Here is a 17043-nt window from a genome sequence, read left to right as displayed (position 1 = left end):
AGCTATCCACCCATGTCTTCGCGGTACTTACCTGAGCCATCCGGAACCGGATGGACGCAGCTCGGGGTACGGAGCGCTTCCTGTGCTGACAGGTGCTCGGCCCCGCTGCCCTGGCGTGCCAGGGCAGCGTTCTCATCGCGGGCATCCGTTCACTCGACGACCTGACGCTTACCCGCCGGCGGCGGCACTGCCGTCGCCGCCGCGCCCGCCGTCGCCACCATTGCCCATGTTTCCGCCGTCGCCGCCGGCACCGCCCTGGCCGCCGTCACCGGCTCCAGGCTGGTTGTAGCCGTCGCCGCCGTTGCCGCCGTTGCCGGTCGGCCCGGCAGCCGGGGTGCCGCTGGCTCCGGATCCGCCGGCCGTTCCGCCGCCGCCGACCGTGGTACCGGCCGCGCCGCCCTGACCGCCGGTGCCCGCGACATTGCCGGCGTCACCACCGTTTCCGCCGTCGCCACCGTTGCGGGTGGTGGCATCGCCGTCGGCACCCCTGCCGCCGTCGCCGCCCTGGCCGGCGCTGCCGGCGTTGCCGCCCTTGCCGCCGTTGCCGTTGGCGCCGACCACGCTGCCGTTCTGCGCGGTTCCGGCATTGCCGCCGGCACCACCGGTGCCACCCGAACCGGCCTCGCCGCCGTTACCGCCGTCACCGCCGTCGGCTCCGGCAGCGGTCGGGCTGTAGCCGGCTCCGCCGGTGCCGCCGGCACCACCGTCACCGCCCACGCCGCCGTTGCCGCCGTTGCCCGCGGTGTTGACGCTCAGCAGGCCACCATTGCCGCCATTGCCGCCGGTGCCGCCGTCGCCACCGGAATCACCCTGAAGTCCGTTGCCGCCGTTGAGGTTGAGGGCATCTCCGGCCGTGCCGGCCGCACCGGCGCCGCCCACACCGGTAGCCGCGCTGCCACCGGTTCCACCGTTGCCACCGTTGCCGGCCATGCCACCGTTGCCGCCGTTGCCGCCGGCGCCGCCATTGGTGCCCGGAACGGCGGCGGGGTCCGTAGCGGCGTTGTAGCCGTTGCCTCCGTTGCCGCCATTGCCGGACGCCGTAGTGACCGGGGTGCCGCTGGCACCGTTCGTACCGTCGACGCCACCGCTTCCGCCGGTGCCGTGCGCGCCGCCGGCGCCGCCAGTGCCGGCAACGTTGCCCGGGTCGCCCCCGTTTCCGCCGTTGCCGCCGTTCGGGGTGGTGGCGTTGCCGTCAGCACCGTTGCCGCCGTTGCCGCCCTGGCCCGCGACGCCGGCGTTGCCGCCGTTGCCGCCGTTGCCGTTGGCACCCGCGCCGGCCGCGCCGTTGACCGCACCGGCGTTACCGCCGGCGCCGCCCGCACCCCCGGATCCAGCCTCACCGCCATTGCCGCCGTTACCTGCGTTGGTGCCGGCCGCCGCGTTGGGGTCGGTGGCGGCGTCGTAGCCGGCGCCACCGGTCCCACCGTTGCCACCCGCGCCACCGACTCCACCGGCGCCACCGTTACCGGCGTGGTTGGCTGCGAGGTTGCCACTGGCACCGCCGTTGCCGCCCTTGCCACCGTTGCCGCCGGATAGGCCGGAGCCGCCCGCGCCGCCATCGGGTTGAGCTGCCGTTCCCGCGGTGCCGGCTGCACCGGTACCGCCGACGCCGGTGGCACCCGCACCACCGATGCCGCCGTCGCCGCCGTTGCCGTGTGAGCCGCCGGCGCCGCCTGCACCGCCGTTGCCGCCGTCACCGCCGTTCTCAGCCGAGCTGGTGGAGCTGAAGCCGTTGCCACCCTGTCCGCCGTTGCCGGCCGGGCCGGTGATCGCGGTGCCACCAGCCCCGGTGGCTCCGTTCGTGCCGCTGGCACCACCGCTGCCGTGCGAGCCGGCCGATCCGCCGTTGCCGGCGGTGCCGACCTCGCCACCGTTGCCGCCCTTGCCGCCGTCGGGGTTGGTGACGTCACCGTCGGCACCCCTGCCGCCGTTGCCGGCCGTGCCCGCGTCGCCGCCGCGCCCGCCACTGCCACCGTTGCCGTTGGCGGCTGCGTTGCCGGAGGTCGAGGTACCGGCGTTGCCCCCCTGACCGCCGGCACCACCCTGACCGCCGTTGCCGCCCGTGCCGCCGTTCTGGCCGTCCGCACCGGCGGACGCGGCGTTGGCGCCGTCGATTCCGTTGCCGCCGTTGCCGCCGACGCCGCCGTTGCCCGCGTTGCCGCCGGCGCCGCCGGTGGCGCCGGTGCCTCCGGAGCCACCGTTGCCGCCCTGGCCGCCGTTGGTTCCGGATTCACCGTTACTGCCGGCGTTGACGCCGCTGGAGCCGGTAAATCCGTTGCCGCCCTTACCACCAGCACCACCATTGCCGCCGGTACCGGACGCCGCGTGCTGGGTGGTGCTGCCCGCGAGCAGACCACCCTGGCCACCGTTGCCGCCCGTGCCGCCGTTGCCGCCGGTGGTGCCGTCTACACCCGCTGCCGTGCTGTTGGTCCCGTCGATGCCCTTACCGCCGGACCCGCCGTTACCGCCGAGGCCCGCGGTACCGTTCGAGCCACTGGCCGCCGCACCGCTCGGGCCCTGACCACCCGCACCACCGAGGCCGGCGTTGCCACCATTGCCACCGTTGCCGCCGGCCGTGCCGTCGTGATTGCTCGACGTGCCATCAACGCCCACGCTGCCGGCCGCACCCTTACCACCGTTGCCGCCATCGCCACCGACACCACCGGCACCGTGCTGACCGGCCGTCGAGCCGGAACCACCCGCGCCACCGTTACCGCCGGCACCACCATTGGTGCCACTGACACCATCCGCACCCGGCGCAGTGCCATCGGCACCGGTAAAGCCGTTGCCGCCCTTACCACCAGCCCCACCATTGCCGCCGGTGCCGGAGGTGGCCCGGTCGGTGGTGCTGCCCGCCTGCAGGCCACCTTGCCCACCGTTGCCGCCGACACCACCACTGCCGCCGGCAGTTCCGTCCACACCGGCCTGTGTGCTGTCGGTTCCGGTCAGGCCGCTGCCGCCCTGGCCGCCGTTTCCGCCGAGTCCTGCGGTGCCGTTGGCGCCGTTGGCTGCGTGGATGCCGCCTGCGCCCTCGCCGCCTGCGCCACCGAGTGCCGCGTTGCCGCCCCTGCCGCCGTTGCCGCCGGCCGTGCCGTCGTGGTTGGCCGACGTGCCATCAACGCCCACGCTGCCGGCCGCACCATTGCCGCCGCTACCGCCATTGCCACCGGCACCCCCGGCACCGTGCTGGCCTGCGGTCGAGCCGGTCCCGCCGGCGCCACCGTTGCCGCCGGCACCACCATTGGTGCCACTACCACCGTCGGCACCCGGGGTGAGGCCGTTGGTACCGGTATATCCGTTGCCGCCCTTGGCTCCGGCGCCTCCGTCGCCACCGGCACCCGAGGCGGCGCGGTCGGTGCTGCTGCCCGCCAGCAGGCCACCTTGCCCACCGTTGCCGCCGGCACCACCATTGCCCCCGGCGGTGCCGTTCACTGCCGGCCCGGCGCCGTCCAGACCCGCAAGGCCGTTGCCGCCCTTGCCGCCATTGCCACCGAGGCCCGCGGTGCCGTCGTTGCCGCTGGCCGCGGTGCCATCGGCGCCCTGACCGCCCGCACCACCGGTGCCCGCGTTGCCGCCGTTGCCACCGTCGCCGCCAGCCGTGCCGTCGTGACTGTTCACGACGCCGTCGGTACCCGCGGTACCTGCCGCACCATTGCCGCCGCTACCGCCATTGCCACCGACGCCGCCGACGCCCTGCTGGCCCGCCGTCGCACCGGAACCGCCGGCGCCGCCGTTGCCCCCGGCGCCACCATTGGTGCCGCTCACACCATCAGCGCCCGGGATAGTGCCGTCTGCGCCGGTGAATCCGTTGCCGCCCTTGGCACCGGAACCGCCATTTCCACCGTTACCGGAGGCGGCGCGGTCGGTGCTGCTGCCCGCCAGCAGGCCACCCTGTCCGCCGTTACCGCCGACACCACCGCTACCGCCGGCGGTGCCGTCGATACCCGCCTGGGTACTGTCCACTCCGGCGAGGCCGTTACCGCCGTTGCCGCCATTGCCACCGAGGCCCGCGGTGCCGTCGTTGCCACCGGCCGCGATGCCGCCGGCGCCCTGACCGCCCGCACCACCGGTGCCCGCGTTGCCGCCATTGCCACCGTCGCCGCCGGCCGTGCCGTCGTGGTCGGCCGACGTGCCGTCGATGCCCGCATCCCCGGCCACGCCGTCGCCGCCGTTACCGCCGTTACCCCCGGCACCACCGGCACCCTGCTGGCCCGCGACCGAGCCGGTACCCCCGGCACCGCCGTTGCCACCGGCACCACCGTTGCTGCCGCTCTCGCCGTCCGCGCCGGCAATCGCGCCACTCAAGCCGGTGTAGCCGTGGCCACCTTGACCGCCGGCACCACCATCGCCGCCTAATCCTGTTGTGGCGTAGGTGATTCCGTCGGCGTTCAAGCCGCCCAAGCCGCCATTGCCACCGGCGCCACCGTCGGTGCCGGCGGTGCCGTCCACGCCCTCGGCCGTGCTGGTGGCTCCGGCTGCTCCGGCAGCACCGTTGCCGCCGTTACCGCCGATGCCCGCGCTGCCGTTGTCACCGGCGTTGCCGCCCTTGCCGCCGTTGCCGCCGGCGGTTCCCGCTGCCGCGTTCGGGTCTGCGGCGGCGTCATAACCGTCGCCGCCTCGGCCGCCGGATGCGGCACCGGTCGAGGCCTCGCCGCCGTTACCCGACTGGCCCTCCGCACCACCGGCGCCGGCCTGGCCGCCCGCACCGCCGGTGCCGGCCGTGCCGGTCGAGCCACCGTTGCCGCCGTCACCGCCGTCCGGGTTGGCCGCCGTCCCGGCCGCACCCGCACCACCGTTGCCGCCCACCCCGGAGTCACCGCCGTCACCGCCGGCGCCACCGGCGCCACCGTGGCCGGCCGCACCGGTATTGCCGTCCGAGCCGAAGAGCGCATGGGTGGCACCCGCTGCCCCGGCCACCCCGGCCGCGCCGCCGTTACCGCCGGCACCGCCGTTGCCACCGTTGGAGCCCGCGGTGCCATCGCCACCGTTGCCGGAGCCACCGTCGGCGAATGTGCCGGCCGCGCCATCGGTGCCGTCCTCGCCACCCAGACCCTGGCCGCCGGCACCACCGGCGCCACCGTTTCCGGCCGCGCCGCCCTGGCCGCCGGAGCCGTACAGCAGCGCCTTGGACGCCCCACCGGCGCCGCCGTTACCGCCCGCGCCGCCATTGCCGCCCGCGCCACCGTTGCCGCCGTCAACACCGGCGACGCCGATCGCACCGGCGAACCCGGCCAGACCGTCCCCGCCGGCCCCGCCGTTGCCACCGATGCCGTAGATCCAGCCCAGCCCGGCGCCCCCGTCACCGCCATTGCCGCCGGACCCGCCGGCGCCACCGGCCCCACCGACGCCGATCCAGCTGCCGCCGTTGCCGCCTTCACCACCGTCGAGGCCGAGGCCACCGGCCCCGCCGGCACCACCGTTGCCGAACATCCCGGCAGTGCCGCCGTCACCACCGGCAACCCCGGTCAGCGAACCGTCGTAGCCCGCACCGCCGTCTCCGAACAGCCAACCCCCGTTGCCACCATCGGGATTGAGCTCGGTGCCCGCCGCACCGTTGCCGATGACGATCGAACCGAACCCGAACCAGGTGTTGATGAAGTCATCCACCGGCTTGCCGATGAACGGGTCGTTGATCCACGCCACCATTCCGGCGTGCATCGGCTCAAACAAGTACTGGCCCAGCAACCCGGTGATGCCGAACGGGTCGCCCAGCATCGCCGCCGCCGAACCCGGATCGGCGTAGGCCGCACTCAGCGCGGTGCCCAGCTCGTCGCCGGCGAACAGCTGATCCCAGTTGAAGCCCAAATCGCCTGTGTTGCCGTCGAACAACGACCCCCAGGCGTTTGGGTCAAACAGGTCCTCCAGACCGAAGTCGGCCTGCGCCTGCGGCGCCATCCCCAGTGCCAGAAAGGCGCTCACCGCACCGGCGGCACCGACCGCCCGACGCCCTGCGCTGACGCGGGTTCCGTGCAGTGCTGCGCTGCGACGCTTACGAGCCATGGGGATGACCTCTATCTGGTGTCTGTGGGTGGAGAGTTAGTTGGGCAACTGGGTTGGGGATGCAGCCGCCGAGGACGCAAGGGATCTAGCCGTGAGCGCCATCGGTGCCCCTCGTTCCGGAGCCGCCGCCAGTGCCGGTCTGGCCAGCCGCGCCCGGGTCCGCGCTGACCGCGCCGCCCGCGGATGCCGATCCGGCCGCCCCGGCGGTACCGCCAGCGCCACCGGAACCGGCCGCACCGCCGGTGCCACCGGCGCCACCGACACCGACGTTTCCGTTGGCGCCGATGCCCTGCGCAGTCCCCGCGGCGCCACCGACGCCGCCGCTACCGCCCGCGCCACCGTTACCGCCCTTGCCGCCGGTGCCACCGTCGCCGCCGTCGCCGCCCTTGGCGTAACCGGTGCCCTGGTGGTTCTCACCGGTACCGCCGCCGCCGCCTGCGCCACCGTTACCGCCGTTCTCGCCGGCACCGCCGTTACCACCAAGGCCGCCGAGACCACCGTCACCACCGTTGCCGGCGATCGAACCGCCCTTGCCGCCCGCGCCACCGGCGCCGCCGCTGGCCCCGGCCGTGCCGTTGGTGCCGTCTCCGCCGTTGCCGCCGTTGCCACCGTCGCCGCCGTACGCGTAGCCGCGGGTTCCGCCGGTCTGTGCATTGGCGCCCCCGCCCGCGCCGCCGGCGCCGCCGGCCGCTGCCTGGCCGCCGTTGCCGCCGTTACCGCCATCGCCGGCGTTGATGTCGCCGCAGCCGAAGAAGAGCGCGCACGACGCGGACGATCCCGTGCCACCGGCACCACCGATCTGGCCGGCCTGGGTGGTGTTAGCGCCGTTGGCTCCAGTACCGCCACCGGCTGCCTGGCCAGTCGGGGGGGTGTAACCGGCCGTTCCGACCGCACCATTGCCGCCCGCACCACCGGTCCCGCCGTTGCCAACGGTTCCGGCGTCGCCGCCCTTGCCGCCGATACCACCGATCTGCGCAGCACCGTTGACGGTGCCCTGGCCGTTACCGCCGACGCCGCCGTTGCCGCCGTTACCGCCGCTGGCTCCGGTAGCGCCCCCGGCTCCGCTCGAGGCGAGCTGGCCGTTACCGCTGTCACCGCCGAGACCGCCGGCCCCACCGGTGCCGCGGTTTCCGCCGTTGCCGCCCTGGCCACCGTTGCCGGCGGCCGCGTTGGTGCCGCCACCGGCACCGGTGCCACCGGTACCGCCGTTGCCGGCGCTGCCGCCCTGGCCACCGGCACCGCCTTGGCCGCCGACACCGTGGCTGCCGGTGCTGCCGTCGGTGGCGGTGCCTCCGACACCGCCGTTGCCGCCGACCCCACCGGCGCCACCGATGGCCCCGCTGCCGCCGTTGCCACCCTTGCCACCGGTGAGTCCGCCGCCGTCGGGGGCAGTGATGCCCGTCGAGCCGTTCGCGCCGCTACCGCCTGCACCACCGACGCCGCCCTTACCGCCGACACCGCCGTTGCCAGCCGCGCCGGACACCGCACCGCCGTTGCCGCCCGCACCACCGTTGCCGCCGGCACCACCGGTGAGTCCGGCCGTGCCGGATCCTCCAGCGTTGGCGGCGTTCCCGCCGGCCTGACCCGCCGCACCGGTACCACCGGCACCGCCGTCGCCGCCGTTGCCGATCGAGCCGCCGGTGCCGCCCTTACCGCCGTCGCCGCCGCGGGCGCCAGCCGCGGCGTTGGGGTCGGCGGCCGCGTTGTAGCCATTACCGCCGGTGCCGCCATTACCGGATGGGCCGACCGCGGAAGTACCGCTCGCGCCGGTCACTCCGTTGACACCACCGGTGCCGCCGGTCCCGCGGGCACCGCCGCCGCCGCCGGTGCCGGCGACATTGCCCGCATCGCCGCCACGACCGCCGTTGCCGCCGTTGGGGTTTGCGGCATCCCCGTTGCCGCCGTTGCCGCCGTTGCCGCCCTGCCCGGCCGTCCCGGCGTTACCGCCGGCGCCACCGCTGCCGTTGACACCCGCGGTGGCCGCGCCGTTGATCGCACCCGCGTTGCCTCCGGCGCCACCGGTGCCACCGGAACCGGCCTGACCACCGTTGCCGCCGTCACCGCCATTGGCACCGGGCGTCGTCGCGTTGAAACCGGCACCACCGGTGCCACCGGCACCACCGTCGCCACCCTTGCCGCCGGCGCCGCCATTGCCGGCGTGGTTGACGCCCAGCAGGCCACTCGCGCCGCCGACGCCGCCCTTACCGCCATTGCCGCCGGCCGCACCGGATCCCCCGGCACCGCCGTTGGGGTTGGCGGCCGTGCCCGCGGTGCCGACCGCGCCGGTGCCTCCGACGCCGGTCGCGCCCGCACCGCCGGCACCACCGTTGCCGCCGTTACCGGCCGACCCCGCCGCACCGCCGTTACCGCCCGCGCCACCATTGCCGCCGTTGTCGGCCACGCTGGTCGGGCTGAAGCCGGCGCCGCCGTTCCCGCCGTTACCGGAGGCCACGCTCACCGCCGTGCCGTTGGCGCCGGTCACTCCGTCGACACCACCGGTGCCGCCGGTCCCGCGCGCACCGCCGCCACCGCCGGTGCCGGCGACATTGCCCGCATCGCCACCACGACCGCCGTTGCCGCCGTTGGGGTTTGCGGCATCCCCGTTACCGCCGTTGCCGCCGTTGCCGCCCTGCCCGGCCGTCCCGGCGTTACCACCGGCACCACCGCTGCCATTGACACCCGCGGTGGCCGCCCCGTTCACCGCACCCGCGTTGCCGCCGGCACCACCGGTGCCACCGGAACCGGCCTGACCGCCCTTGCCGCCGTCACCACCGTTGACGCCGGGCGTCGTCGCGTTGAATCCGGCACCACCGGTGCCACCGGCACCACCGTCGCCACCCTTGCCGCCGACGCCGCCATTGCCGGCGTGGTTGGACACCAGGGCGCCGCTGGCGCCGCCACTACCGCCCGCACCGCCATTACCGCCGGCCGCGCCAGAACCACCGGCACCACCGTTCGGGTTGCCGGCTGTTCCCGCCGTACCGACCGCGCCATTTCCTCCGACGCCGGTCGCGCCCGCACCGCCGGCACCACCGTTGCCGCCGTTACCGGCCGAACCCGCCGCACCACCGTTACCGCCGGCGCCGCCATTGCCACCGTTTTCGGCGATGCTGGTCGGGCTGAAACCTGCCCCACCGTTGCCGCCGTTACCCGACACCGTGGTCGCCGAGACGCCGTCGGCGCCCTGGCCGCCGTGGATTCCGCCGCCGCCGGAGGTGGCGCCGGCCGTGCCGCCGGCGCCACCGGTCCCAGCGACGTTGCCAGGGTCGCCGCCCTGGCCCCCGTTGCCGCCATTGGGGTTGGCCGCATTTCCGGCGGCGCCATCGCCACCGTTGCCGCCCGCTCCGGCATCGCCGGCGTTACCGCCGGCCCCGCCGTTGCCGTTGTTGCCCACGGTTCCGTTGGCGGCGGTGCCCGCATTACCGCCCGCACCGCCGACGCCGCCAGAACCGGCCTGACCACCCTTGCCGCCGTTGCCGCCATCGGCACCGGGCGCCGTGGCGGTGAAGCCCTTCCCACCGACACCACCGTTGCCACCGGCGCCGCCCGCACCGCCGATGCCGCCGTTACCGGCGGTGTTGGTGCTCAGCGAGCCGCCAGTGCCGCCGGCACCGCCGTTGCCGCCGTTGCCTCCCGAACCGCCCTGTCCGCCGTTGGTGCCGTTGACGCTGCCCTGGGTGCCGTTGTTTCCGACTGGCCCGCTGGTTCCGGCAGAGCCTGCCGCGCCGGCACCGCCGTTGCCGCCGTTGCCGTGGGCACCGCCGTTACCGCCCGCGCCGCCGTCGCCGCCGGATTGCCCTGCCGCGGTGGGGGTGAATCCCGCGCCGCCCTGGCCGCCGTTGCCGGAGGCCCCGATGATCTCGGCGCCGTGTGCGCCGGTGGCGCCGACTGTCGCCCCAGTACCACCGGCGGCTCCGCCATTGCCGCCCGCGGCGGCGGTGCCGACATCGCCGCCGTCACCGCCGTTGCCACCGTCGATGTGCGTCGCGTTGCCGTTGCCGCCGGCGCCGCCATTGCCGGCCGCCCCAGCGTCACCACCACGACCGCCGGCACCTCCGGAAGCGTCGGCCCCGGAGGTACCGTGCGCGGAGGAACCGCCGGCACCGCCCGCGCCGCCATTGCCGCCGAGGGCGCCGTCGCCGCCGTCGCCGCCGTTCGCGCCGTTGCCGCCGGCCGTGCTGGCGTTGGCCCCGGTCACGCCGTTGCCACCGTTGCCGCCCGCGCCCCCGGCACCACCCACACCGCCGGCGCCGCCATTGCCGGCCTCGGAACCACCCTTACCGCCCGCGCCGCCAATGCCGCCGCTGCCGCCGACCGTGCCGTTGCCGCCGTCGGGGTTGACCGCGTTGCCGACGGCGCCGTTGGTGCCGTCCGCGCCGGATCCACCGGCGCCACCGTTTCCGCCGTTGCCGCGATCGCCGCCGTCACCGCCGACGCCGCCGTTGCCGCCGGAGTCGCCCGCGGTGGTCGCGTTGAATCCGGCGCCGCCCGCGCCGCCGTCGCCTTGACCGATTGCGGCGGCGTGCCCGGCCGAACCCGCTGCGCCGGTGTGAGACCCGGTGCCCGCGTTGCCGGCGCTGCCGCCGGTGCCGGTGTTCCCGCCGTCGCCGCCGTCGCCGCCGTCGCGATGCGCTGCTGTGCCGGCTGCGCCGGCGCCGCCGTCGCCGGCCCTACCGGCGTCACCGCCGCTACCGGCGTTGCCCCCAGCCCCGGTGGAGCCCGCGATGCCATGGGCCGCCGTACCGCCCGCACCACCGTTGCCGCCGCTGCCGCCGTTGCCGCCGCTGCCCGCGTCGCCACCGTTGCCACCGGTGCCGGTGCCGCCGTTGTCGAACGAACCGGTCGCGCCGACGACACCGTCGCCGCCTGCGCCGCCGTCCGCGCCGTGGCCGCCCCGACCGCCGGTTCCGCCGTTGCCGGCCATCGAACCGCCCTTGCCGCCGATGCCACCGGCGCCACCGTTTCCGCCGGTGTGACCGTCGGTGCCGTCAGGGTTGGTGACGCTGCCGTCGCTGCCAGCGATGCCGGTCGACCCGTTGCCGCCGTTACCGCCCGCACCACCGTTGCCGTAGGCGCCGCCGTCACCGCCGGCGCCACCGTTGCCGCCCGATTCGCCTGCGGCCGTGGGGCTATAGCCGTCGCCGCCCGCTCCACCGTTGCCACCGACGCCGGTCACGTCGGCACCGTTGATGCCCTGCTGACCGGCTACTGCTCCGGCACCGCCGGCTTGTCCGCCCGCACCGCCGGCGCCCGCCGTGCCGGTGTCGCCGCCGTCACCGCCCGCGCCACCGTTGAGGTTCGTCGCCGTGCCGGCCGCGCCCGCACCACCGTTGCCGCCGAGTCCGGCAACCCCGCCGGCCCCGCCGTTGCCGCCGTCACCGGCCTGACCGCCGGCACCCAAGGTGCCGTTGCTGCCGAACCAAGAGCTGGCCTTCCCGCCGGTACCGGCCGCGCCGGCCGCACCGCCGTTGCCGCCCGTGCCGCCGTTACCGCCATTGGTGCCGTCAGTGCCGTCGCCACCGTTGCCGCTACCGCCGCCGGCGAAGGTGCCCGTCTCGCCGTCGTTTCCGTCGGTGCCGGCCATACCCGCACCACCGACACCGCCGGTGCCACCGTCACCGGCCGCGCCGCCCTTACCGCCGGCGCCGAAAATGATTGCCTTCGAAGCGCCGCCAGCTCCACCGTTGCCGCCTACACCGCCGTTGCCGCCGACGCCACCATTGCCGCCATCGACACCGGCGACTCCGACCGCCCCCGCGGCGCCGACCAGTCCGTCGCCGCCGACCCCGCCGGCACCACCGATAGCGAAGAGCCAGCCAGCCCCGGCACCGCCGTTGCCGCCGTCGCCACCGGCACCACCGATACCGCCGACGCCGCCGATACCGCTCCAGCTGCCGCCGGCCCCACCGGTGCCGCCGTCGAAGCCCGCGCCGCCGTCGCCGCCGGCACCGCCGTTGCCGAACATCCCGGCCGCGCCACCATTGCCGCCGGCCACCCCGGTCAGCGAGCCGTCGTAGCCCGCGCCACCGTCGCCGTATAGCCAGCCGCCGTTGCCGCCGTTGGGGTTGAGTTCGGTACCGGCAGCACCGTTGCCGATGATGATCGAGCCGAAGCCGAAGGTGTTGTTGATGAAGTCGTTGACCTGGGTTCCGAACGGACTCTCGATCCAGTCGACCATCGCGCTATGCATCGGGGTGTAGAACCACTGGTCGACTATGGCGGTGAGGTTGCCGGTGTCGGCCGCCGAGCCCGCGGTCAGTGCATTGGCCAGCTCGTCACCGGCGAACAGCTGATCCCAGTTCAAGCCCGAATCCCAAGTGCTGGAATCGAATAGCGGAGCCCAGGCACTCGGGTCGAACAGGTCGTCCAGATCGAAGTCGGCCTGCGCTTGCGGGGCCATGCCGAACGCCAGGAACGCACTGACGGCTCCGGCGGCACCGATTGCTCGGCGAGATGCATTGCCGCGGTTGACGTATTGACCTGTGTTACGACGCTTACGAGCCATGGGAACGACGCCTATCTGCTGAGTTCGGGATGAGGTTGGTTGAGTTTTCGACGTCGGCGAACCGGCTCGAAAGGGCGTTCCCACGCAAAAGGAAACGCCGCGAAAATGCGTGCGAGAGAGCGTGGCTAGCCATGGGCGCCGTCGTTACCCTTCGTGCCTCCCGCGCCACCGGTTCCGACTTGCCCCGGGGAACCGTTGGAGGAGCCGACGGTTCCGGGCGAGGTCGTTCCGCCTTCTCCACGCGCTCCGCCGGCGCCACCAGCACCGGCCGCGCCCCCAGTGCCTGCACCGCCACTGGCACCGGCTGCGCCGGAGCTGCCAGAGCCTAGGGCGACGCCCGCCGCGCCAGCGGCACCACCGTTGCCACCGTCGCCACCATTGCCGCCCCCGCCGCCCGTGCCGCCATCACCGCCGTTGCCGCCCCAGACGTAGCCAGAACCCTGACGGTTCTGCGAATATCCGCCCTTGCCGCCATCTCCGCCGTCGCCGCCCTTCTCACCGGCGCCGCCGTTGGCGCCTGCACCGCCGGCACCACCGTTGCCGCCGTCACCGGAGATCGAGCCGCCCTTGCCGCCGGCACCGCCGGCGCCGCCGCTACCGCCGTTCGCGCCGTTCGCGCCGATACCACCGTCACCGCCGTCGCCGCCGTCGCCGGCGTGGGCCTTGCCGTTGGTGCCGCCGGCATTGGCATACGCATCCCCGCCGGCACCACCGTTGCCGCCGTCCGCGGCCTGCGCCCCGTTGCCGCCGTTTCCTCCGCCGCCGGCGTAGAAGTCGCCGCAGCCGAAGAACTTGGCGCAGCTGTTGTCATTGCCCCGGCCGCCGTTTCCGCCGGCCTGCCCGGGTTGGGTGCCATTGGCACCCGTACCGCCGGCACCGCCGCCGGCCGCCTGGCCGTTCGGGGCCGTGTAACCGTCGGCGCCCACCTTGCCGTTGCCGCCGGCACCGCCGTTGCCGCCGTTGCCGATCGCACCGCCGTCACCGCCGGCACCGCCCTTGCCGCCGTTGGCTCCTGCCGCCGCGCCGGCGTCACCGGCCGCGTTGTAGCCGTTTCCGCCCGCGCCGCCATTGCCGGACGCGCCCGCTGTCGCACTTCCGCTTGCGCCGCCGGACCCGTCGGTTCCACCGCCGCCCGCGACGCTGCCGGCTGCGCCGCCGGTTCCCCCGCTGCCCGCGATGTTGGCCGGATCGCCGCCGTTACCGCCGCGGCCGCCGTTCGGGGTGCTGGCATTGCCGTCGCCGCCCCGGCCGCCGTTGCCGCCCTGGCCGGCGCTGCCGGCGTTACCGCCCTGGCCGCCATTGCCGTTGGCACCGACCACCGCGCCCGACTGCGCGGTTCCGGCGTTGCCGCCGGAACCGCCATGACCGCCGGAGCCGGCCTCGCCACCGGCCCCACCATTGCCACCCGCGGCGCCGGCCGCCGTAGCGCTGAATCCGTTACCGCCGTTACCGCCGTTGCCGCCGGCTCCACCGTCACCACCGACGCCGCCGTTCCCCGCGGTGTTGATCGCCAGCGCACCGCCGGTTCCGCCCGCACCGCCGTTACCACCATTGCCACCGTCGGTGCCGGTACCGCCCGCGCCACCGTTGGGGTTGCCGGCCGTGCCCGCTGTGCCGGCGGTACCAACGCCGGACTTGCCGCTGCCCCCGACACCGCCATTGCCGCCATTGCCCACGCTGCCGCCATCACCGCCGGCGCCGCCGTTGCCACCGCTGGTCCCGCCGGCAGCACCGGCGTCGCCGGCCGCGTCGTAGCCCGCGCCGCCGTTGCCGCCGTTGCCGGCTGGACCGGCGATCGCTGTGCCGGCATCGCCGTCGGCCCCGGCGTTGCCGCCGGTTCCCCCGGTTCCGACCGCGCCGCCCTGGCCCGCCGTTCCGGCAGAACCGACCTCGCCGCCGTTGCCGCCCTTGCCGCCGTTGATGTTTGAGGCGTTGCCTGCTGCACCGTCCGAGCCGTTACCCGCCGTGCCGGCGTTGCCACCGGAACCACCGGACCCGCCACTGCCGTTGGTGCCCGTGTTGCCTGAACCGCCGGCCGTGCCTCCGGCGTTACCGCCGGCGCCGCCGGAGCCGGCGTTGCCACCGTTGCCACCGGAGCCGCCGTTGTTGCCGTTCGCCCCGGCCACCGTGGCCTGTGCACCGGCCAGGCCGTCCCCACCGTTGCCGCCGGAACCACCGGCACCACCCAGACCGCCGTCGCCGCCGTCGCCGCTGATCGCGCCGCCCAGACCGCCGGCGCCACCCGCGCCACCGTCGGTGCCGTTGCCGCCACTGGTACCGGAGTCGCCCGCGGTGGTGGCACTCACGCCGGCCGCACCGGTGAAGCCGTTGCCGCCGTCGCCCCCGTTCCCGCCGTTGCCGTGGTCGCCGCCGTTGCCACCCGCGCCGCCCGCGCCGCCGTTGACGCCCTCGGCCGAGGAGGCCAAGCCGTTACCACCGTCGCCGCCGTTGCCCCCGATGGTCGGCGCGTCGCCTTCCGCGCCCTGCGTACCGGCGTTGCCGCCCACACCACCGGATCCGGCCGCGCCGCCGTTGCCACCGGCGCCCGCGATTCCAACGTTGCCGCCGTTACCGCCGTTGCCGCCGTTGATGTTTGAAGCGTCGCCGTCCGAACCCCGGCCGCCGTCGCCGGCCGCGCCGCCGGTGCCGCCCTGGCCGCCGTCGCCACCGTTGCCGTTGTCGCCCAGGGTGCCGGTGCCGGTGGCGGTGCCTGCGTCGCCGCCCTTGCCACCGTCGCCGCCGGTTCCGCCGGCGCCACCGTTGGTGCCGTTGCCACCGTTGCCGTCACCGGTCAGGTAGCTGCCAATCTCACCCGTCTGTCCGGCCCCGCCTTGGCCACCGATGCCGCCCTTGCCGCCGTCGCCGCCGCTGCCGGCATTGCTGTTGGCGCCGGTGCCGTTTCCACCGTGCCCGCCGTCGCCGCCCAGGCCGCCGTTGCCGCCCAGTCCGCCGTTACCACTCAGTGCGCCGGCAGCGCCGCCGTTGCCGCCATTGCCACCGTCGCCGCCGGTACCGCCCTTGCCGCCCGACCAGCCACCATTGCCACCGGGACCGCCAGCGCCGCCGTTGCCGCCGTTGCCGCCGGTGCCGCCGTCTCCGACTAGTCCGGCGTCGCCGGCGTTGCCACCGTTGCCGCCGGCGATGCTAAGTGCCTTGAAGCCCAGTTCGCCTGCGTGGGCGGCGTTGTAGGCCGCCACGTCGAACCCGTCGCCGCCATTACCGCCGTTACCGCCGTGCCCGGCCGCCTGACCGTCGGCGCCACTGGCCGCACGCTCGGTGGTCGACCCACCATTCAGGCCGCCCTGACCGCCGTGACCGATCGCGCCGGGGTCCCCACCGTTGCCACCATCGCCGCCGTCGGGATGCTCGCTGTCCGCGTCCAAACCAGCGCCGCCATCGCCGGCAATCCCGGCGTTGCCGCCGGCACCACCCTGGCCGCCCAGGCCGTTGACACCCGCCGAACCCAGGCTGGTGCCCGCACCAGCCAGACCACCCTGGCCACCCTGGCCACCATTGGCGCCGTCACCACCACCGGCACCATCACCACCAATTCCATTGCTGGCAGCCACATCCCACTGTCCAACAGCACCGTCACCACCACGGCCACCGTTACCGCCCGCACCACCGACACCGCCGACACCACCATTGCCGCCGTTGCCGAAAAAGCCCGAAGCCTTGCCGCCGACACCACCATTGCCACCATTGCCGCCAACAACACCGTTGCCACCGACCACGCCGTTGCCGCTACCCCCGTTGGCCCACACGCCGCTAGCTCCGTCGATGCCCGCCACGCCGGCCGCGCCAACACCGCCGGCACCGCCAGCACCACCGGAACCGAACAGCCAACCCGCTCCCGCGCCACCATCGCCGCCGTTGCCGCCATCGACACCACCGGCGCCGCCGACCCCGCCGACGCCCATCCACGAACCACCGGCACCGCCGGTACCGCCATCACCACCGGCTAGCCCGGCGCCGCCGGCGCCGCCATTGCCGAACAAACCGGCCGCGCCACCATCACCACCGGCGACACCAGCACCACCATCACCGAACAACCAACCGCCCGCACCACCATTGCCACCATCAACACCGGCAACACCAACAGCGCCATTACCGATAATGATCGAGCCGAACCCGAACGTGTCATTGACAAACGAGCCGACCTGAACACCCAACGGGCTCTCAAGCCAATCGACCATGCCGGCATGCAACGGCGCATAGATGTACGCCTCAACCAACGCCGTCAGATCAAACGCATCACCACCGGCCAACCCCGCCGACGAGTCAAACAACGACCCCCAATCGAACGCACCCCCAGCGTCCACCTCGGCAGCCGACCACGCCCCCGAACCGAAAACATCCAGCAGCCAATCAAACTCACCATCAGCCTGCGCCACCGGCACCGACACCAACGGCGACACACCGAACGCCAAAAATGCCGCTGCCGCCGAACCCGCACCCAGCACTCGACGACCAGCAGCACGAGTTGCGTTGTGGCGCTTACCAATCACAGGGGAACCTCGTTACTTAAGCAGGAATGG

The 17043-nt window shown here is 74.8% G+C and carries 3 protein-coding genes; all 3 read right to left on the bottom strand.

What is annotated here, in order from left to right; genetic code table 11:
* Positions 1-168 precede the first annotated feature (168 nt).
* Positions 169-6000: a PGRS repeat-containing protein gene (locus ACJH5R_RS18200; protein ID WP_406782529.1), complete on the bottom strand. Its 5832-nt coding sequence runs from the start codon at positions 5998-6000 to the stop codon at positions 169-171.
* A gap of 85 nt (positions 6001-6085) precedes the next feature.
* Positions 6086-12505 carry a PGRS repeat-containing protein gene (locus ACJH5R_RS18195; protein WP_406756727.1) on the bottom strand — a complete coding sequence of 2140 codons (6420 nt, stop codon included), beginning with the start codon at positions 12503-12505 and terminating at the stop codon, positions 6086-6088.
* A 125-nt stretch (positions 12506-12630) separates the two neighbouring features.
* The gene (locus ACJH5R_RS18190) at positions 12631-17013 is read right to left on the bottom strand and encodes a PE family protein (RefSeq protein WP_406782528.1); all 4383 of its coding nucleotides are present in this window, start codon (positions 17011-17013) and stop codon (positions 12631-12633) included.
* Positions 17014-17043 lie beyond the last annotated feature (30 nt).

The sequence above is a fragment of the Mycobacterium sp. SMC-19 genome, assembly GCF_045310815.1.
GTDB lineage: Bacteria > Actinomycetota > Actinomycetes > Mycobacteriales > Mycobacteriaceae > Mycobacterium.
This window is presented reverse-complemented; position numbering and strand designations above follow the sequence as displayed.